15 protein-coding genes are annotated in these 17,377 nt (G+C 60.3%); 12 read left to right on the forward strand and 3 right to left on the reverse strand.

Annotated features, from left to right (window positions below):
• The first annotated feature begins 9 nt into the window (after nt 1–9).
• From ACR0KL_RS05525 to ACR0KL_RS05540, 4 genes are read left to right on the forward strand one after another with little or no spacing between them, the layout of a single operon-like run.
• Nucleotides 10–357 (forward strand): DUF1636 family protein, encoded by a 348-nt coding sequence (locus ACR0KL_RS05525; RefSeq protein WP_170679937.1) that lies wholly within the window; start codon nt 10–12, stop codon nt 355–357.
• Nucleotides 354–1,130 (forward strand): ABC transporter ATP-binding protein, encoded by a 777-nt coding sequence (locus ACR0KL_RS05530; RefSeq protein ID WP_480776709.1) that lies wholly within the window; start codon nt 354–356, stop codon nt 1,128–1,130. Before ACR0KL_RS05525 ends, ACR0KL_RS05530 begins: the two co-directional genes overlap by 4 nt.
• A gap of 12 nt (nt 1,131–1,142) precedes the next feature.
• Nucleotides 1,143–2,093 carry an ABC transporter substrate-binding protein gene (locus ACR0KL_RS05535; protein ID WP_480776710.1) on the forward strand — a complete coding sequence of 317 codons (951 nt, stop codon included), beginning with the start codon at nt 1,143–1,145 and terminating at the stop codon, nt 2,091–2,093.
• A 1-nt stretch (nt 2,094) separates the two neighbouring features.
• Complete coding sequence (locus tag ACR0KL_RS05540; RefSeq protein ID WP_480776711.1) at nt 2,095–3,105, forward strand: FecCD family ABC transporter permease; 1,011 nt, start codon at nt 2,095–2,097, stop codon at nt 3,103–3,105.
• Between the two features lie 8 nt (nt 3,106–3,113).
• On the opposite strand, the gene ACR0KL_RS05545 is transcribed toward ACR0KL_RS05540, so the two are convergent.
• A complete protein-coding gene (locus ACR0KL_RS05545) occupies nt 3,114–3,869 on the reverse strand; it encodes a response regulator transcription factor (RefSeq protein ID WP_480555177.1) in 756 nt (251 codons plus the stop codon).
• The gene (locus ACR0KL_RS05550) at nt 3,842–5,032 is read right to left on the reverse strand and encodes a GAF domain-containing sensor histidine kinase (protein WP_480776712.1); all 1,191 of its coding nucleotides are present in this window, start codon (nt 5,030–5,032) and stop codon (nt 3,842–3,844) included. Before ACR0KL_RS05550 ends, ACR0KL_RS05545 begins: the two co-directional genes overlap by 28 nt.
• A gap of 224 nt (nt 5,033–5,256) precedes the next feature.
• Between ACR0KL_RS05550 and ACR0KL_RS05555 the strand changes: the two genes are divergently transcribed.
• The 6 genes from ACR0KL_RS05555 to ACR0KL_RS05580 all read left to right on the forward strand — a co-directional run bounded on the left by ACR0KL_RS05555 (nt 5,257) and on the right by ACR0KL_RS05580 (nt 12,387).
• Nucleotides 5,257–6,270: a substrate-binding domain-containing protein gene (locus tag ACR0KL_RS05555; RefSeq protein ID WP_170679927.1), complete on the forward strand. Its 1,014-nt coding sequence runs from the start codon at nt 5,257–5,259 to the stop codon at nt 6,268–6,270.
• Nucleotides 6,271–6,274: 4 nt separating this feature from the next.
• Entirely contained in the window at nt 6,275–7,744 is a 1,470-nt protein-coding gene (locus ACR0KL_RS05560) for a sugar ABC transporter ATP-binding protein (protein WP_170679925.1), read from the forward strand.
• A 1-nt stretch (nt 7,745) separates the two neighbouring features.
• Nucleotides 7,746–8,672, forward strand: a complete 927-nt coding sequence (locus ACR0KL_RS05565; RefSeq protein WP_480776713.1) for an ABC transporter permease — start codon at nt 7,746–7,748, stop codon at nt 8,670–8,672.
• Nucleotides 8,669–9,643 carry an ABC transporter permease gene (locus tag ACR0KL_RS05570; protein WP_480776714.1) on the forward strand — a complete coding sequence of 325 codons (975 nt, stop codon included), beginning with the start codon at nt 8,669–8,671 and terminating at the stop codon, nt 9,641–9,643. Before ACR0KL_RS05565 ends, ACR0KL_RS05570 begins: the two co-directional genes overlap by 4 nt.
• Nucleotides 9,640–10,551, forward strand: a complete 912-nt coding sequence (locus ACR0KL_RS05575) for an SMP-30/gluconolactonase/LRE family protein (protein ID WP_170679919.1) — start codon at nt 9,640–9,642, stop codon at nt 10,549–10,551. Before ACR0KL_RS05570 ends, ACR0KL_RS05575 begins: the two co-directional genes overlap by 4 nt.
• Nucleotides 10,552–10,653: 102 nt before the next feature.
• The gene (locus ACR0KL_RS05580) at nt 10,654–12,387 is read left to right on the forward strand and encodes a thiamine pyrophosphate-binding protein (protein ID WP_480776715.1); all 1,734 of its coding nucleotides are present in this window, start codon (nt 10,654–10,656) and stop codon (nt 12,385–12,387) included.
• On the opposite strand, the gene ACR0KL_RS05585 is transcribed toward ACR0KL_RS05580, so the two are convergent.
• Nucleotides 12,381–13,259: a LysR family transcriptional regulator gene (locus tag ACR0KL_RS05585; RefSeq protein WP_480776716.1), complete on the reverse strand. Its 879-nt coding sequence runs from the start codon at nt 13,257–13,259 to the stop codon at nt 12,381–12,383. The genes ACR0KL_RS05580 and ACR0KL_RS05585 overlap by 7 nt on opposite strands.
• A gap of 116 nt (nt 13,260–13,375) precedes the next feature.
• Between ACR0KL_RS05585 and ACR0KL_RS05590 the strand changes: the two genes are divergently transcribed.
• Nucleotides 13,376–14,926, forward strand: coding sequence for a proton-conducting transporter transmembrane domain-containing protein (locus ACR0KL_RS05590; protein WP_480776717.1), 1,551 nt, complete (start codon nt 13,376–13,378; stop codon nt 14,924–14,926).
• A 15-nt stretch (nt 14,927–14,941) separates the two neighbouring features.
• A complete protein-coding gene (locus tag ACR0KL_RS05595; RefSeq protein ID WP_170679911.1) occupies nt 14,942–17,347 on the forward strand; it encodes a DUF2309 domain-containing protein in 2,406 nt (801 codons plus the stop codon).
• Nucleotides 17,348–17,377 lie beyond the last annotated feature (30 nt).

A 17,377-nucleotide genomic window follows, 5' to 3' on the forward strand; every position in this document is an offset into this window, starting at 1 on the left:
ACGCGTGCCATGGCTGATCATTTCGTCCTGATATGCGGCACCTGCAATGGGCCGATCCCTGCGCACGAGGCAAAAGAAGCGTTGGACCGCCAGCTGCCCGAAGGGTTCTCGACACGCCTGATCGACTGTATGGCCGGGTGTGATCGCCCGATGACCGTCGGGCTGCAGGCCAATGGCAAGGCGCAATATCTGTTCGGCGACATTCAATCCCCTGCTGATCTGAGCGCTTTGGCTGAGTTCGCCCATCAATTTCGCGACAGTGAGAATGGCTGGACCAGCGCCTCGACCCGTCCTTTGGCGCTCTATACCAAAACCCTGTCGCGCATGCCCTGCCTGCCACCGGAGGGCACGGCATGAGCTTTCTGGTCGCTGAAAATCTGGAATATTACGCCCTGAACGGCGATGTTCTGCTGCGCGACACCTCGTTCTCGCTTGAGGAAGGCGCGATATTGGCCGTCGCTGGCCCGAACGGGGCGGGCAAAACGACGCTGCTCAACCTCTTGTGCGGGGTCGCAAAACTGGCGCTAGGCGATGTGCGTATTCAGGATCAAAGCCTGCGGAAACTGTCCTCGCTGGAGCGGGCCAGACGGATTGCCGTTGTCGGCCAGCAGGAAGTACCCGACGGGCGGCTGCACCTGCGCGACTATGTGGCCCTTGGGCAAATCCCGATCAGGGCCGACAAATCCGCAGAAGCTCTTCAAACGGACCTGCAGCGCGTGCTCGACACCACCGAGCTGTCCCATCTGGCCGGCAAACAGATGGCAAAACTGTCCGGCGGAGAGCGCCAGCGCGCTCATATCGCACGGGCTTTGGCGCAGAACCCCTCGCTGCTGTTTTTGGACGAACCGACCAACCATCTGGACCCGGATGCCAAGGGGCACATGCTGTCTCTGGTCGCCGAGTTGGGCGTGACGGTTGTGATGATCGTCCACGATCTAGTCATGATCCCCGAATTCGCCAGCCACGTCGCCCTGATGAAGAACGCGCAACTGACGGCCTTCGGCCCGGTCTCCGAAGTTCTGACGCCGGACCGCGTGCGCGAGACTTTTGGTGTTGACTATTTGTGTTTCCAGCACGAAGGACGCGTGATCCCCGCGCTGGACATCCGAAAACGAAAGCTTTCATCTTAACAGGAGAGATTGATGAAACTGAAACTCTTGTCCGCTGCGGTCTTAAGCGCGCTGGCGGGCGGCGCTGCCGCGCAAGAGATCACCGTCGACAATTGCGGTGAACCTCTGGTGTTCGATAGCAAGCCCGAGCGGATCGTGGTTCATGATATGAACATGACCGACATGGCCTTTGCACTGGGCCTTCAGGATAGCATCGTTGGCCTGACCGGGATCACCGGCTGGTACAAGACCAGCCCCGATTTCGACGCGCAGCGCGGCGACATTCCCGAACTCGCTCCGAAATACCCGACGGTCGAAAACCTCGTCGCGGTCGAACCCGACATGTTCTTCGCCGGTTGGTATTACGGAATGAAACCCGGCGGGGACGTCACCCCTGACACGCTGGAGCCCTTTGGCATCAAGACCATGGTGCTGACCGAAAGCTGCATTCACCTGAACAAAGACCGTCCCGAAGCCAGCATGGACCTGCTGTTTGACGACGTTCTGCGTCTGGGCACGGTCATGCATGTCGAGGACAAGGCGAACGCGCTGGTCTCGGGCTGGAAAGACCAACTGGCCGCGATCGAAGCCAAAACCGCCGATCTGGAAAAACCCCGTGTCTTCCTGCTGGACGGTCCGGCCGATGCGCCCTTTACCGCTGGCAAATATGCCATTCCCGACGCGATGATCTCAGCCGCAGGCGGCGTCAACGTCACCCATGACATGGACACAAGCTGGGGCCGCACCTCGTGGGAGGCTGTCGCCGCCTCGAACCCCGAATTCCTTGTTCTGCTGGACTACCAAACGGGCAATGGCGCGGCAGATACGTTTAAGTTCCTGCAGGAACATCCGGTGATGTCGCAGACCGATGCAGTCAAGAACGAGCGCTGGATCGGCCTGCGCTACGAAGAGCTGACACCGGGACCGGCAAACATCGAAGCGATCGAGAAGATGGCAACGGCGATGCACCGGGGTAACAGCTGAGATGACGAAAACGGGCCAGGCGGTCCTGCTGGGGGCGGTCATTCTGACCGCCCTTTTGCTGCTGTCGACGATCTATGGCACCACCCCGATCCCCTTGGCCGAGGTTTTCACCGCGATTGGGCTGGGGACTGGCGTGACTGAGGGCGACATGTCCCCTCTGCACCGGATTGTCTTTGACTTGCGCCTGCCCCGCGCGTTGTTTGCGGCGGTGATTGGGGCCGGGCTGGGTGTTGTCGGGGTCGTTTTGCAAACGACAACGCGCAACGACCTGGCTGACCCGTTTCTGTTTGGCCTTTCGTCCGGGGCCGCTGCGGGTGCCGTTCTGGTCATCACTGTGACAGGCGATGTTCTGGGCGTCTGGACCCTGCCGCTTGCGGCCTTTTGCGGAGGCCTGATCGCGTCCGGCATTGTTCTGGCCCTGGTTCAGAGCCTTCGCACCAGTGCGCCAGAGAAACTGATCCTCGCCGGCCTGGCTGTATCTTTCCTGTTTTCGGCCATCACCAATTATCTGATTTTTGCAGGCGACAGCCGCGCCGCGCATTCCGTCATCTTCTGGATGCTGGGCGGCCTTGGTCTGGCCCGGTGGGAGACCTTCCCCCTTGTCGTACTGGGGCTGGCTCTGATCCTGGGCTATTCCCTCTATCGCAGCCGATGGCTCGACGCTCTTCTTACGGGGGATTTCACGGCCTCAACACTCGGTATTCCAGTTCAAGGCCTGCGGTTTCGGATGTTTTTGGTGGCAGCATTGGCCACGGCTAGCTTTGTTTCGGTGGCGGGCGTGATCGGCTTTGTAGGCCTGATGGTTCCGCACATCGCCAGAGGTATCGCCGGAACGCTCCACCGCAATCTCTTGATCACATCTGCCGTCGTCGGGGCCATCTTGCTGACGCTTTCAGACATTCTGTCTCGGCTGCTTCTGGCCCCGCAAGAGTTGCCGGTGGGGATCGTTACAACCTCGATCGGGTCGCTATTCGTGTTCCTCTACCTATTCAAATCCTCACGATCTGACTAGCACGACCGTCATCCCAAGTTTTGCCGACGCTCAAGCCAACTGCCCAACTCATTTTCCGCCGAAAAGATGCTCTCGCGATTCAGTATCTGAGAGGTCATGGCCTTTGAGACAGCCCGGACACGTTTGTTGATCGCGATATCGTTGCCATCCACCGGCAGATCGCCCACATCCAGTTTTTCATAGATCGACAGTAGCCGGTTCTGCACCGTCCTCAGGGCAAGCTTACGACGCAGCGCGATGGTTTTGTCGGGCAAACCAAGGGCGAGATCGGATAGGATTGCCAGCTCAACCTCCGTCAGCGCCTCGCCCGAGCGGCTCTGTTCCCGCTGGATTTGGTGAATTTCCCGATCCACCATGATCTGCGCCTCAATCAGAACGGCACGCAAAGCCAGATGCATTCGCGAGGGGCTGGCCGTCTTCAAAACATAGCCATAGGCGGCCTCTTTCGGAACGATCCGCGCAATGCCGCGGAGATAGGCCTCATCCGAGTAGTTGGACCAAAACAGAATGCGGGTTGCGGGGCGTTCCGACCAAATCGTCCGCGCGGCCTCAATCCCGTTGCGCTCTTTCATGCGCAGGTCCATGACAATGGCCTCGACACCGTTCTGTCGGGCCTGCTCTTCCCCTTCCCGGCCGTTCGAGGCGAGGCTCAGATCGGTCACCTCGGGCAAGGCATCCTGAACCAGCTCCCGCAGGTAGTTCGCGTGCATTGCATCGTCTTCGACCAGCAGAACCTTCATGCCAACACCTCGGTTTTCGGGCATTCAGAAGCTGGTAGGCAGACCGTAATCTCGGTCCCGCTATTGTAGCGGATGTCAAACTGCGCCGCGATCAGCCGGGCGCGGGTGCGCATATGCGTCAGCCCGCCCGAGGCCTGCCGGATTTCAATCGCTCCCATGCTGCGCCCATTGTCCTGCACGCGAAGGCGCAGCCCGTCCTGACATACAATCTCGACCTCAATCCGACTGGCCGAGGCGTGCCGGACCGCGTTGTTGATGGCCTCTTGTGCGATACGGAACAAGGCGATGCGCTTGGTTTGCGGCAGCCGGTCGACCATCCCGCCGGACAGGTCACGAACGTCAATCTCGACCCCTTCATCCGGGTCAATCGCGCGTTCAAGATGGGTCCGTACGGCATGCTGAAAGCCGAACAGCTCCAGCAGGGATGGAATCGAGGTGTCGATGATTTCACGCAGGCCCTGAATGCAGTTCCTCATACTGCTGCGCAGCCCATCCAAGTCCTGAGGCGTTTCGCACCGCTCCAAATCCCGGCTGATCCGCGTCATGTCGGCCAGAGTCTGATCGTGCAGATCCATCCCAATCCGTTGGCGTTCCAATTCTAGCGCGTCTGTCAGGCTGAGGGCCCCAAGCCGCAGCCCCTCTTCCCGCGCCTGCACCTCGGTCCGCATGATCGCCTCGCGCCGAGCCTGTTCATTCGCACGCAGAGCATAGAAATACGGGGCCAGAATGTCGGCAATATTGCGAACTTGCTCGACGGCTTGTTCATCATAGAAATCAAGCTTTTGGGATGAACAGTTCAACGATCCGATCGTGCGGCCCAGCACTTTCATCGCCACATTCACGCGGCTGCGCATATTGTGTTTGAGGATGGGATCATAGTCCCCGCCTTCGAACACATATCGCGGGTCCTCCGGCGCGTTTCCGGTCAACATGTAGTCGCAATCTCCCCGCAGGATATCGCGCACGGGCGAGACCTCGACCGGGGCGCGGGTGCGGCTCCAACTGGTGCGCAGGCCGACCTCATAGCTTGTGTTAAGCCGCCCTTCCTCGTCGATCAGGCAGACATCCAGATGGTCAATTTCCAGAATGCGCACGATCTCGGATTTGACCGACCGCAATGCGGATTTGATATCCAGATTGCCCGCCAGATGGTTCGAAATCCGCAAGTAATAGGCAAGATCGGCCATGTGTTCTCTTTCGCAGCGCCAGCATGCCGCAACCGGCATGGGCGAGTATATCGACCAGCGGATCGAGTGTCATGCGGGTCGCCGCAGCCTATTTGCGGGAACCCGCAAGGAATGCGCGCGTCCTACTCTTACTTTGCGCGTGTCCTTTGGGAATTTTAGGCGCGTCGGCCCCGTCAGGCTGGCACCAAAATCGTGCGGCGCTTGGGCCGCTTTGGGAGGAAAACATGACATTAAAGGCCATATTGCTCGGCGCTGCGGCCGGGATCATCACCCTGACAGCCCCGGCTGCCGAAGCGGATACATCCGAAAAACGCATTGCCCTGTCGAACAACTATGCAGGTAATTCGTGGCGGCAAGCCATGCTGGAAAGCTGGCAGAAAAACGGAGATCAAGCCGTCGCGGATGGTGTTGTCGCCGCTGCTGACGCCTTTACGACCTCGGAAAATCAGGCCACTGAACAGGCGGCTCAGATCCAGAACATGATCCTGCAGGGCTATGATGCCATTGTGATCAACGCCGCCTCACCCACCGCAATCAATGGCGCGGTCAAGGCCGCGTGCGATGCGGGTATCACCGTTGTGTCCTTCGACGGCATCGTTCAGGAACCCTGCGCGTGGCGCATTGCGGTCGACTTTCAGCAAATGGGGCGCGAGCAGGTGAAATACCTGGCCGAGCGTTATCCTGATGGCGGCAACCTGCTGGAAATCCGCGGTCTGGCCGGAGTGTTCGTCGATGACGAGATCAGCGCAGGCATTCATGATGAGGTGAAGAACACCAATTTCGAGATCGTTGGCTCGGTCCATGGGGATTGGGCGCAGGATGTGGCGCAGAAGGCCGTCGCCGGTATCCTGCCCAGCCTGCCCGAGATCGTGGGCGTCGTAACCCAGGGTGGTGACGGCTATGGGGCCGCGCAGGCCATCGGGGCCACGGATCGTCCAATGCCGACCATCGTAATGGGCAACCGTCAGGACGAACTTCAGTGGTGGTCAGATGAGCAGGACGCAAACGGGTATCAGACAACCTCTCTGTCGATTGCGCCGGGCGTCAGCACGCTGGCCTTTTGGGTCGCCCAGCAGATTCTGGACGGGCAAGAGGTGCCGAAGGACCTGACCGTACCCTTCCTGAGAATCGATCAGGCCGGTTTGAAAGATGCCCTGAAAACAACGCCCAAGGGCTCGGTCGCCAACGTGGAATACACGCAGGATCAGGCCAAAGACGTCATCGCGTCGGCCCAGTAAGCGCGTGAAGACCGACGAGAATACGGGACCCGGAGCCACCGCCGCTCCGGTCGTCTCTCTGGAGCAGGCCCATCTGTCCTATGGGCCTGTTCTTGCCCTGCGTGGTGCGACGTTGAGCATCAGCGCAGGAGAATGCGTCGGACTGGTCGGCCACAATGGGGCCGGGAAATCCACGCTGGCGAATGTGATCAACGGCCGCCTCACGCAAACTCAGGGCGCCGTTCACCATCGGAACGCAGATCCTGCCCTACGCAACAGTCTAAACGCGCAGAATGCAGGTATTCGTAGCGTGTTTCAGGAGCTGTCGCTCTGCCCGAACCTGACCGTTTTGGAGAACCTGCGTATTCCCTATCGCAACATGCCGCGCAAAGCCTGGCGGCGGGTTGCGCGGCAAAAGATGCTCGACGCGCTGGACCTTGTCTTTCCGGGTCATGGCATCCACGCCCGCGCAACGGTCGGAAACCTGACTATAGCCGAGCGTCAGATGGTCGAGATCGCCATCGCCTTTGCCGACCGCGACCGAGAACCCAGCCTTGTTATTCTGGACGAGCCGACCTCGTCCCTTGACGCCGCCATCGCGCAACAATTGCTGGACCATATCAAACGGTTCTGCGCCAAAGGCGGTGCGGTGCTGTTCATCTCGCACATGATGGGTGAGATTTTCGAAGTCTCGACCCGGATCATCGTCATGAAAGATGGCCAGATCGTTGATGACCAACCTGCCAGCCAATTCACCCGAGCCTCGATCGTGGATGCGATGGGGCATGTCGCGCCAGATGAAGACACCTCGGGCGCCGGGCGGGCAGATCGGACCCTCGGGGCCGAGGTTGTACGGGCGGCAAATGGGCTGAACGCCCGCGCGGGTGAGATTGTCGGGCTGGCCGGGCTTGCAGGTCACGGACAGGCCGAAGCACTAGCGCAAATCTACTTCGACCACGCCCCAAAATGGAAATCCGCGCGCCAGCCCGAGGTGGTCTTTGTCGCCGGAGACCGCGCCCGTGACGGGTTGATGCCGCTCTGGTCGATCATGCGAAACCTCTCGCTGACAACCCTGCCCGAGTTCAGCCAGAAAGTGATGGTGGATCGAAGCGATGAGGCGGACATGGTTCAGACTTGGAAAGACCGTATAGGCATTCGCACAGACAACCTGTTGAACCCGATCCTTTCCCTTTCGGGCGGCAACCAGCAGAAGGTTCTGTTTGCCCGCGCGCTGGCCTCCTCCGCGCCGATTGTTGTGATGGATGACCCGATGCGCGGCGTGGATGTGGGCACCAAGAAAGACGTCTATCAGATGATCCAGGCAGAAGCCGCAAGAGGCCGCAGCTTCCTGTGGTACTCGACCGAGACCGACGAAATCCTCGAATGTGACCGGGTCTTCGTGTTCCGCGCCGGTCAGATTGCAGCCGAGCTGGAAGGTGATGAGATCACCGAGGAGAACATCCTGCACGCCTCTTTCCAAATGCAGGAGGCCTGAGATGACCAGCGACCGCATGCGCCTATTGCTGCCCGTTCTGTCTCTGGCCGTCCTGTTGGGGGCCGTGTTCTACCTGCAACCCCGCGCGATGAGCTATTTTGGCCTGAACCTACTGTTCAATCTGGCGATCCCCGTGGCTCTAGCGACCATTGCGCAGATGATGATTATCATGGTCAACGACATCGACTTGTCCATCGGCACCTTCGTCAGCTTCTGCGCCTGTGTCACGGCCACATTCGTGCACGACACGCCTCTGCTGGGTTACGGCATTCTGGCTGCTGCGGTTCTGGCCTATGCAGCGCTGGGGGCCTTGATCCAACTGCGCGGATTGCCCGCAATCGTCGTGACCTTGGGCATGTCTTTCGTTTGGGGCGGGCTAGCGGTGCTGATCCTGCCTTCACCCGGCGGAGCATCGCCTGAATGGCTGAAAACCCTAATGAATTTCAAAACCCCACTGGTGCCGGTTGCCGTGATTGCTCCGCTGGTCGTGGCCTTTGCCGTACATCTGCTGATCAAACGGTCATGGGTGGGCGTGGTTCTTCAAGGCGTTGGCGGCAATGAACGCGCGATGGAGCGCGCTGGCTGGTCTGTCGTCCGCCTGCGGGCCTCTGCTTACGGGTTGGCGGGCTTGTTCGGAGTGCTGGCCGGTATGTGCCTCGTCGGGCTGACCACTGCAGCAGATGCCAATATCGCGCTGCGCTATACGCTGTTGTCGATTGCGGGTGTCATCCTTGGCGGAGGCGAATTTGTCGGCGGTCGCATCTCTCCCTTCGGGGCCGTCATCGGAGCGCTGACACTGACACTTGCTGCCAGTTTCCTGTCCTTTCTGCGCCTCTCACCGGATTGGCAAATCGGTGCGCAGGGCGCGATCTTGATCCTCGTTCTCGCCGTGCGCCTGTTCTTTGTCCGCAAGGAGGTCTCGGCATGAGTGACCAAACCACCTCTGACACCGGACCGAACCCGTTGAGGGCGATCTTTCAGAAACCTTGGCTTTGGGCCTATCTTGCTGCGGGGATTACCTTTGTCGCCACCAGCCTGCTGGCCGGGTCTGGGGCCGGGTCGCTGCTCTATGCGGCGCTGACCTTTGCCTCTTTCTCGGCCATTGTCGGCATCGGGCAGATGTTGGTGATCACGCTCGGACCCGGCAATATCGACCTGTCTGTCCCGGCGACGATGACGTTGGCGGCCACACTGGCGCTAAAGTTCATGGACACGCAAACTGCGTTGATCCTGCCCGGTCTGCTGGTTGCAATCGGAATAGGCATCGGTTGCGGGATCGTGAACTTTGCGCTGATCCTGATACTGCGCATCCCGCCCATCATCGCAACCCTGTCCGCCTCGTTCCTTTACCAATCGCTGGCGATCTGGTCGAACCGGGGGCTGCGCATCAAACCACCGGAACCCCTGGCCGAGTTCGCCTCTGGCGGGACGTTCGGGGTTCCGAATGTCGCATTGGTCGGCATTGCGCTGGCCGTCTGCGCATGGCTGCTTTTGGAACGCGCAATTGCAGGGCGGTGGATCTCGGCCATCGGGCAAAACCTACGCGCGGCAAGGCTCAGCGGAGTCCCGGTAAACGCGGTGCGCTTTGGCATCTATGTCAACTCGGCCGTTTGTGCCGCCTTGGCGGGGTTTCTGCTGGCCAGCTTCTCGGGCGGGGCCAACCTGAACATGGGCACCGAATACATGCTGATGTCCATTGCAGTCGTCGTAATTGGCGGGTCGTCCATCGGCGGAGGCAATTCGAACGTACCCGGCATCTGGGGGGCGGCGCTGTTCATGTTCCTGATCGTATCGATGCTGAATTCATACGGTCTGGGCGCCGGAATTCGCTTGATTTTGACCGGGCTTGTGATTGTGGGCGTGGTCACTCTGGCCAGCCGAAAGGGATATAGCGCATGAGTCATTCACAGACATATGAGGTCATCCGGCCCGCATTTCGCGACCTGATCCACACCAACCTCACGCTGGCACGGATCGCTAAGGGCCATGTCTGGACCGAGGGGCCGGTTTGGTTTCCCGCGCATGAAACGTTGCTGTTCTCGGACATACCGAATGCCCACATGTATCGCTGGACCCCGCATGGCGGCACCAGCCTCTTCCGCCAGAACTCGAATTACTCCAACGGCAACACGCGTGATCGCGAGGGGCGACTGGTGACTTGCCAGCACGCAACCCGCTCGGTTGTGCGGACCGAACATGACGGGCAACTGAAAACCATGGCTGACCATCACGATGGCCGCCGATTGAATTCGCCCAACGACGTGATCACCCGTTCGGATGGTTCGATCTGGTTCTCGGATCCGACTTACGGCATCCTCTCTGATCTTGAAGGTCACAAAGCCAAGCCCGAGCAAGACGGCAGCTTTGTCTTCCGCCTTGATCCGGACCGTCCGGAACCAACCATCGTTTCACGAGATTTCGTACAGCCAAACGGGCTGGCCTTCTCGAAAGATGAAAGCCGCCTGTACGTCGCCGAATCCGGCTGCAGCCATGACCCGGACGTTCCTTCTTTACTGAAGGTCTTTGAAGTCCAGCCAGACGGCCAGCTTGGCAAGCCCAGCGATTTCGCCGCGATTGATCAAGGTCTGCCCGACGGGCTGCGCGTAGACCAATACGACAACGTCTGGTGCTCAGCCGCGGACGGGGTGCATGTGTTCTCGCCCGACGGCGAGCTGCTGGGCAAGGTCAAGACACCCGAGACCGTCGCGAACCTGTGTTTCGGTGGCCCGCGCGGCAATATGCTGTTCATCACCGCAACCACCAGCGTCTACGCAGTTCACGTGAACACCAAGGGCGCTGTCGGCTAAGCAAATTCTGGACTTCCGATCCTCGCCTAGACATGGTGGCGGTGTGCGCAAACCCCCTCAAAAGGGTTTGCCCGAAACACGCCACCAACGAAGGTCCACCTGATGAACCAGCCCCAAACGACGCGCATGAACGGCGCGCAGATCATCCTGAAAATGCTGGAGCTTCACGGCGTTTCCCATGTTTTCGGTCTGCCCGGTGAGACAACGATTGGCTGGTACAAGGAATGGCGCGCCAATAGCGGGATTGAGTTCGTGCTGACCCGCGATGAACGCACGGCGGCTTTCGCGGCCGAGGCTTACGCAAAGATCACAGGTCGCCCCGCCGTGCTTGAAGCGCCCAGCCCCGGTGTGACCCACTGCACCCCGGGCATTACTGAGGCTTTCCTCAGCTCGGTGCCGGTGATCTATTTCAGCTCGGACATCCCGATCAATCAGGACAAAAAGCACGGGCTGACCGGGGTCGATCAAGCCCGGCTCTATGACAGCATCTGCAAGGAAAGCTTCGTTCTGACCAATGCACGCGACATCCCGTTCCTGATCCGGCGAGCCTTTCGCGTAGCGACCTCGGGCCGTCCGGCGCCTGTTCATATCCGCGTGCCGATCAACATCTTCGGGGAAGAGGCCGAGATCACCGACCTGTATGCCGAACCCGACTACAGCACATATCCCGCACACCGGCCGGTCGCGGATCACAGCAAGATCCGCGCTGCAATCGACGTGCTGTTGGCGGCGCAAAAACCTGCGATTGTCTGTGGTCAGGGTGCATTGATCTCAAAAGCCTCAGACGCGATCCTTGAACTTGCCGAGCGGCTGCAAATCCCGGTCGGCACCACCACACCCGGCAAGGGCACAATCCCCGAGGATCATCCACTGGCCCTGCGCGTCATCGGTGGCCGCGGCGGGATGGAGTATTCAAACCAGTACCTGCTTGAGGCCGACACAATCTTCTTCGTCGGCTCAAATACCGACAGCGCCGGAACGGATCACTGGAAACTCTATGGCGATCCCTATACCAAAAACTTCCTACACCTTGATATTGCAGAGGCTCATGTCGGAAACACCTTCCCGCTGAAGGTTGGCCTTGTTGGTGATGCCCGCGCAACGATCGAATATATGGTTGAAATTCTTAAGGCTGAGCATCCCGGCCTTCAACGGACGCCATTGGATTTGAACCCGATAAAACAAACCGCGCTGGACAAGGTCTTCAACTCGAATATACCGATGCCCGAAGGCACGATCTCACCGGTCAAGCTGTCTCAGGTGTTGGATAGGATAATGCCCGATGATGCGATTGTCACGTCTGAGCCCGGCGTAAGTGCGATCTATCCATCGGCGCTGCTGACGTTCCGCAAACCGGGGCGGCGCTACATCACCAACTACTCGATGGGGGCGCTGGGATATTCGGTGCCTGCCGCAGTTGGTGCGATCTATGCCCATGACGGCCCGGTCATTTCCTTCACCGGAGACGGATCGTTTGGGTTCGTCATCGGCGATATGGAGACCTTGAAGCGCAGCGGCAAGAACATCACCGTCATCCTGACCCGCAACGACACGTTTGGATGGATCAGGGGTGAGGCGATCCTGCTCGACGATGTGGATGAGCCCTGGACCACCGATTTCGGACGCGTCGACTATTGCAAGGTTGCAGAAGGGTTCGGCTTCAAAACCGCCCGGATCACCTCCGAGGTCGATATCGAACCCATCCTGTCCGACGCCATCGCCAATCCCGGTGCGAATTTCATCGAGATGATGGTGCCCTCACAAGACAAGATCATCCCCTTCGTGCCCAATTGGGTCCGCGTCGCGCGCGCAAAGAACTTGCCCCACTTCTACTGAGGCAGGCTATAGGTCAGCAACTCCCGCACCAGCGGATTGGGAAAACGACGTTTGAAGGTGACGGCGTGAAAGCTTTCATTGATGCGGGGATGTTCCTCGGCCTCGACCAGACGGCCCGAGGACAGCTCATCCTGCACAACGATCGGGGCTACAAGTGCAAGCCCGATATCTTCACGCGCGAGCAGGCGCATCATGGCCATATCATCCACTTCGGCCGCGATCTGAGGCCGGACCGACATGCGGCTGGCCATCGAATCAAACGCCGTGCGGACGCTGCTATTGGTGGTTGGCAGGATAAAGGGCTGCTCTTCCAACAGATCCCGGATCGAGCGCTTCGGATCCAGTCGCGCCGGCGTGCCGACGATGCTGACGGGTTGTACCGCCAGATGGTGCGTTTCAAAACTGGTCAAGCTGTCACTGGCAGGCTCATGATTCATGAGAACCAGGTCGAAATTCAGCGTCTCCAGCCCCTCAAGCAACTCGCTGGGATTGCCTGATCGCAGGATCACCTCAACATCTGAGCGCGCCAGCATTGGGCGCAGAAAGCCGATCTGAAAGTTCCGTGACAAGGTCGCCTGCGCACCAACTCGCAGCGCCGTACGCGCGTTGCCCTCATCCTGCAAAGTGGCCACAAGTTCTTGCCCTGTCGCGAAAATTGCGTCCGCATGGTCCAGCGCGATACGCCCGGCCTCGGTCAGATGCAGCTTGCGCCCGCGACGTTCAAACAGGGGATGACCCAGCCGTTCCTCAAGCTCTTTGATCTGAACAGACAGCGCGGATTGCGACAAGTTCAGCCGTTGGGCTGTCCGGGTCAGGTTGCCATCATGGGCGACCGCCCAGAAGTAACGCAGGTGATGATAGTTCAGAGGCATACCGTTCTAATTAATAGAACGTAATCTCCATAACAATGTATTTTTCATACTCAAGATTGCGCAATATGTCCTGCTCAACCGGCCAAAACAGGCTGGACTTACAAGGAACGCGCATCATGACCTACCTGTTTCTACCCCTGCTTAGCCCGCTGATCTTGCTGGCATCGGCTTACTATGCCAGCCGCAATCCGGGACTGCGGCCAAACCGCGTCGTCAGGCTGTCGGAATGGGCGGCATTGGCGGCTTTCGTAGGCGCCGCACTGTCGGCCCTGATGCTGGTTCTTCACGGCCCCGGCACCTCGGGGTTGATCGGGTTCTGGGGTGTTGGCCTCTCCGTGCGACTTGATGCGGTCAGCTCCATCATGCTGGTTCTCGTCAGCTTCATCGGATGGATCGTTCTACGCTACTCGGCCACCTATATGGATGGAGAGGCCCGTCAGGGTGCGTTCACCGGCTGGATGTCAGCAACACTCGCCTCGGTTCTGTTGCTGGTGATGTCGGGCAACCTGATCCAATTGCTTGCCGCGTGGATTGCGACCAGCCTGCTGCTGCACCAGCTGCTACTGTTCTACCCCGAGCGGACCACCGCCCGACGGGCAGCGCGGAAAAAGGCTGTTGTGGCGCGTATCAGTGAAGGCGCGCTGGCCCTTGCGGTAGTCCTGTTGGTCGCAACCTATGGCACCACGGACATTGCCTCGATCCTGTCTTCGGCAGAACCTAACGGGCTGACCATCGTCGCTGCCCTGCTGATCGCGCTGGCCGCCATCATGGCCTCGGCCCAGTTCCCGGTCCACGGGTGGCTGACCGAGGTGATGGAGGCCCCGACCCCCGTCTCGGCCCTGCTGCATGCGGGCGTCATCAACGCCGGAGGGTTCCTCCTGATCCGCTTTGCCGACGTGATGCTGGCGGCACCGGGCATCATGGCGCTGCTGGTGATGCTGGGTGGGTTCACCGCGCTATTCGGCGGTCTGGTGATGCTGACGCAACCGGCGGTGAAAACCTCGCTGGCCTGGTCGACCATTGCTCAAATGGCCTTCATGATCATGCAATGCGGGCTGGCCCTGTTTCCGCTGGCACTGCTACACATCGTGGCGCATTCGCTCTACAAGGCGCATGCCTTCCTCAGCGCGGGTGAGGCCGTGCGCAACGTAGCAGCCATCCGCAGGCCCGGCCCAGTCGCTGTGCCAAGCGCGCGGAACGTGTTGCTGGCATTTGCCACCGGCATCCTGATCTACGGCATCGTCGCCATGACGTTCGGCGTAGACGGCAAATCCGTTCAGGCGATTGCCCTTGGCGTGATCCTGATCTTCGGCGTCGCCTATCTGCTGGCGCAGGGCTTTGCCGATGCCGCACCCGGCGCGTTGACCCGCCGCACTGTTGTCTATGCTGGCGTAACCTCGATCAGCTACTTCGTCCTGCAGATCATCGCCGTGTACTTGACCAAGGGCACCCTGCCCGCAGCGCCTGCGCCCGGGCCGTTGGAGTGGACGCTAATCATTCTTGCCCTGATCAGCTTTGGCGCGGTGGCCTTGGCCCAATCGACTTTCCCGCTTTGGGCCTCGCACCCGGCGGCGGCTGGTATTCGGGTGCATCTGTCGAACGGGCTCTATGCCAACGCAATCTTTGACCGGCTGCTGGACGGATGGTCCAAGCGCCAAACCGTGTAAGAGGGGTTTCTCAAGATGTATATGAAACACGAAAGCTATCCCGCAGCCCTTCTGGAACTGGTCGCGCTGGCCAATGATGCGGTGCGTCAAATCCCGCCGTTGTTCCCGCTTGCCTCCAACGTCGCGGTAAACCCGTTTCTGGGACAAACGCAAGAGACGCTGGCCGTGACCTCGGCCCGGCTGGCGCGGGTTGCGGGCACGCGGATCACTCCGGACCGGGCGGTATTTGCGCAGAAACTGGCAAGCGGAGAGATTTCTGAGGTCGATCTGCGGGATGCCCTCGCCGGCGTCGAAAGCCGCTTTGACGCACCCAGTTTCGAAGATCTGCAAGCTGCGCTTGGGTCCGAGACCGCGAAGCTGTCTCCCCTGCCCACGGTTGCCGATCTGGCTGCCGAGGTCTCCGGGATCGACTGGCCCGGTCTGATTGACGAACGGATCGGGGCCTGGGCCGCCAGCCATTTCGATCAGGGTCAGGCCCTGTGGCAACCCAACCGCACAGGCGGTGCCTATAGCGCCTGGCGCGAGTTCGCCTCACGCGATCTGACCCCGGAAATCCACGGCCTGAAAGGGTTCGGAGCCTTCGTGGCTGGCACCAACCGCTCGCAATGGCGGGCGATTGGCCGCGCCTCTGAGGCACTGGGTGTCACCCCTGAGGCGGCCAGCACCGCCTTCCATCGCTGGCTGATGACACTGGGCGGTTGGGCGCAATATGCCCGCTATCTGCTATGGCAAGCCGAGCTGGAAGGGCAGACGGATACGAGCACAACCGAACTGCTGGCCATTCGCATGGTGTTCGAAGAGGCTCTGTTTGGCCTCTACCACGATCAGATTGCCGATCGCTGGGCTGAAACCATTGCCCAGCATGAGGCCCCCATCACCCCGATCCGCGATCTGGTGATCGACGCGGTGCTGCAGGACGCTTCGGAGCGCGCGCAACAACGCAAGCTGGCGCAAACCCTCAGCGCCCGTCAGCCGCGCAAGGTCGAAGGCCGCCCCGAGGTGCAAGCGGCATTTTGCATCGACGTCCGCTCCGAAGTCTTCCGCCGCGCGCTAGAATCGCAGGACAGCGGTATCGAAACCATTGGTTTTGCTGGTTTCTTCGGCCTCGCCAGCGCCCACAAGGCAGCCGGTTCCGACGTGACCGAAATACGGGGACCGGTCCTGTTGAACCCGAACGTGTGTTCCCACGCGGCCGAGGGCGCGCAGGCCGACCTTAACCGGCGTTACACCGCACGGGCCAAACGGGCCTGGGGCCGGTTTAAACTGGCCGCGGTCTCGTCTTTTGCCTTTGTGGAGGCAACAGGTCCGGTTTATGCGGGCAAACTGCTGCGCGACGCTCTAGGCAAGGGCCACGAGGCCGCGAAGTTCGACCCTGCGCCGAAGCTTGACGACGGGATCGACCTGCCTACACGTGTCGCCTCGGCCAAAGCCATCCTTGGGGCGATGTCTTTGACCAGAAACTTCGCTCGTATCGTGATGCTCGCCGGTCATGGCGCGGATGTGACGAACAACCCCCATGAAAGCGCCCTGCAATGTGGCGCATGTGGCGGTCATGCCGGTGACGTCAGCGCCCGCCTTCTGGCCGGATTGTTGAACGATCATGCAGTACGTGAAGGGCTGCGCGCCGAGGGGATCGACATCCCGGCGGACACGCTGTTTCTGGCGGCGATGCACCACACTACGACCGACAAGGTCTCTCTGTTCGATCAGGATCAGGCGACGGGTCAGTGGGCCGCGAAGATTGCACAGTTGAAAACCTGGCTGACCTCGGCCGGACAACTGGCCCGGTCCGAGCGCGCCGCGCGTCTACCGCGTGCCAAAGGGGCCAATGACATCGCCCGCCGCGCCACCGACTGGGCTGAGCTGCGCCCTGAATGGGGGCTAGCCGGATGCCGCGCCTTCATTGCCGCGCCGCGGTCCCGGACCGATGGCACGGGTCTTGCGGGTCAGTCCTTTCTGCACAGCTATGACTGGCGCGCGGATGAGGGCTTTGGCGTGCTGGAACTGATCATGACCGCTCCGGTCGTGGTCGCCAGCTGGATCAGCCTACAATATTACGGCTCGACCGTCGCACCTGGCCTGTTCGGCGGCGGCAACAAACTGTTGCACAATGTGGTTGGCGGCATCGGTGTTGTCGAAGGCAATGGCGGCGCGCTGCGCCCCGGCCTACCTTGGCAATCCGTGCATGACGGAGAGTCGTTCCAGCACGACCCGCTGCGCCTGTCGGTCATCATCGAGGCCCCACGGGAGGCGATGAACGACATCCTCAGACGCAACGAAACCGTGAAAGAGCTGTTCGACAATCGTTGGCTGCACCTGATCGCCATGGATGAAAACGGCGATCTGGCCTGGCGTTACACCAAGGATCTGGAATGGGTCACCATGGCGCGGGCCGAGATCCGCGCTATGGCTGCTGAGTAACACTTGAGAGGCCCGGCGAGGACACCCGCC

The sequence above is a fragment of the Ruegeria sp. C8 genome, assembly GCF_056537565.1.

What these genes read in the sequence shown, in the direction of transcription:
- ACR0KL_RS05525 (WP_170679937.1), top strand. Translation starts at nt 10, where the DNA reads ATGGCTGATCATTTCGTCCTGATATGCGGCACCTGCAATGGGCCGATC.
- ACR0KL_RS05530 (WP_480776709.1), top strand. Translation starts at nt 354, where the DNA reads ATGAGCTTTCTGGTCGCTGAAAATCTGGAATATTACGCCCTGAACGGC.
- ACR0KL_RS05535 (WP_480776710.1), top strand. Translation starts at nt 1,143, where the DNA reads ATGAAACTGAAACTCTTGTCCGCTGCGGTCTTAAGCGCGCTGGCGGGC.
- ACR0KL_RS05540 (WP_480776711.1), top strand. Translation starts at nt 2,095, where the DNA reads ATGACGAAAACGGGCCAGGCGGTCCTGCTGGGGGCGGTCATTCTGACC.
- ACR0KL_RS05545 (WP_480555177.1), bottom strand. Translation starts at nt 3,869, where the DNA reads ATGCCCGAAAACCGAGGTGTTGGCATGAAGGTTCTGCTGGTCGAAGAC.
- ACR0KL_RS05550 (WP_480776712.1), bottom strand. Translation starts at nt 5,032, where the DNA reads ATGGCCGATCTTGCCTATTACTTGCGGATTTCGAACCATCTGGCGGGC.
- ACR0KL_RS05555 (WP_170679927.1), top strand. Translation starts at nt 5,257, where the DNA reads ATGACATTAAAGGCCATATTGCTCGGCGCTGCGGCCGGGATCATCACC.
- ACR0KL_RS05565 (WP_480776713.1), top strand. Translation starts at nt 7,746, where the DNA reads ATGACCAGCGACCGCATGCGCCTATTGCTGCCCGTTCTGTCTCTGGCC.
- ACR0KL_RS05570 (WP_480776714.1), top strand. Translation starts at nt 8,669, where the DNA reads ATGAGTGACCAAACCACCTCTGACACCGGACCGAACCCGTTGAGGGCG.
- ACR0KL_RS05575 (WP_170679919.1), top strand. Translation starts at nt 9,640, where the DNA reads ATGAGTCATTCACAGACATATGAGGTCATCCGGCCCGCATTTCGCGAC.
- ACR0KL_RS05580 (WP_480776715.1), top strand. Translation starts at nt 10,654, where the DNA reads ATGAACCAGCCCCAAACGACGCGCATGAACGGCGCGCAGATCATCCTG.
- ACR0KL_RS05585 (WP_480776716.1), bottom strand. Translation starts at nt 13,259, where the DNA reads ATGCCTCTGAACTATCATCACCTGCGTTACTTCTGGGCGGTCGCCCAT.
- ACR0KL_RS05590 (WP_480776717.1), top strand. Translation starts at nt 13,376, where the DNA reads ATGACCTACCTGTTTCTACCCCTGCTTAGCCCGCTGATCTTGCTGGCA.
- ACR0KL_RS05595 (WP_170679911.1), top strand. Translation starts at nt 14,942, where the DNA reads ATGTATATGAAACACGAAAGCTATCCCGCAGCCCTTCTGGAACTGGTC.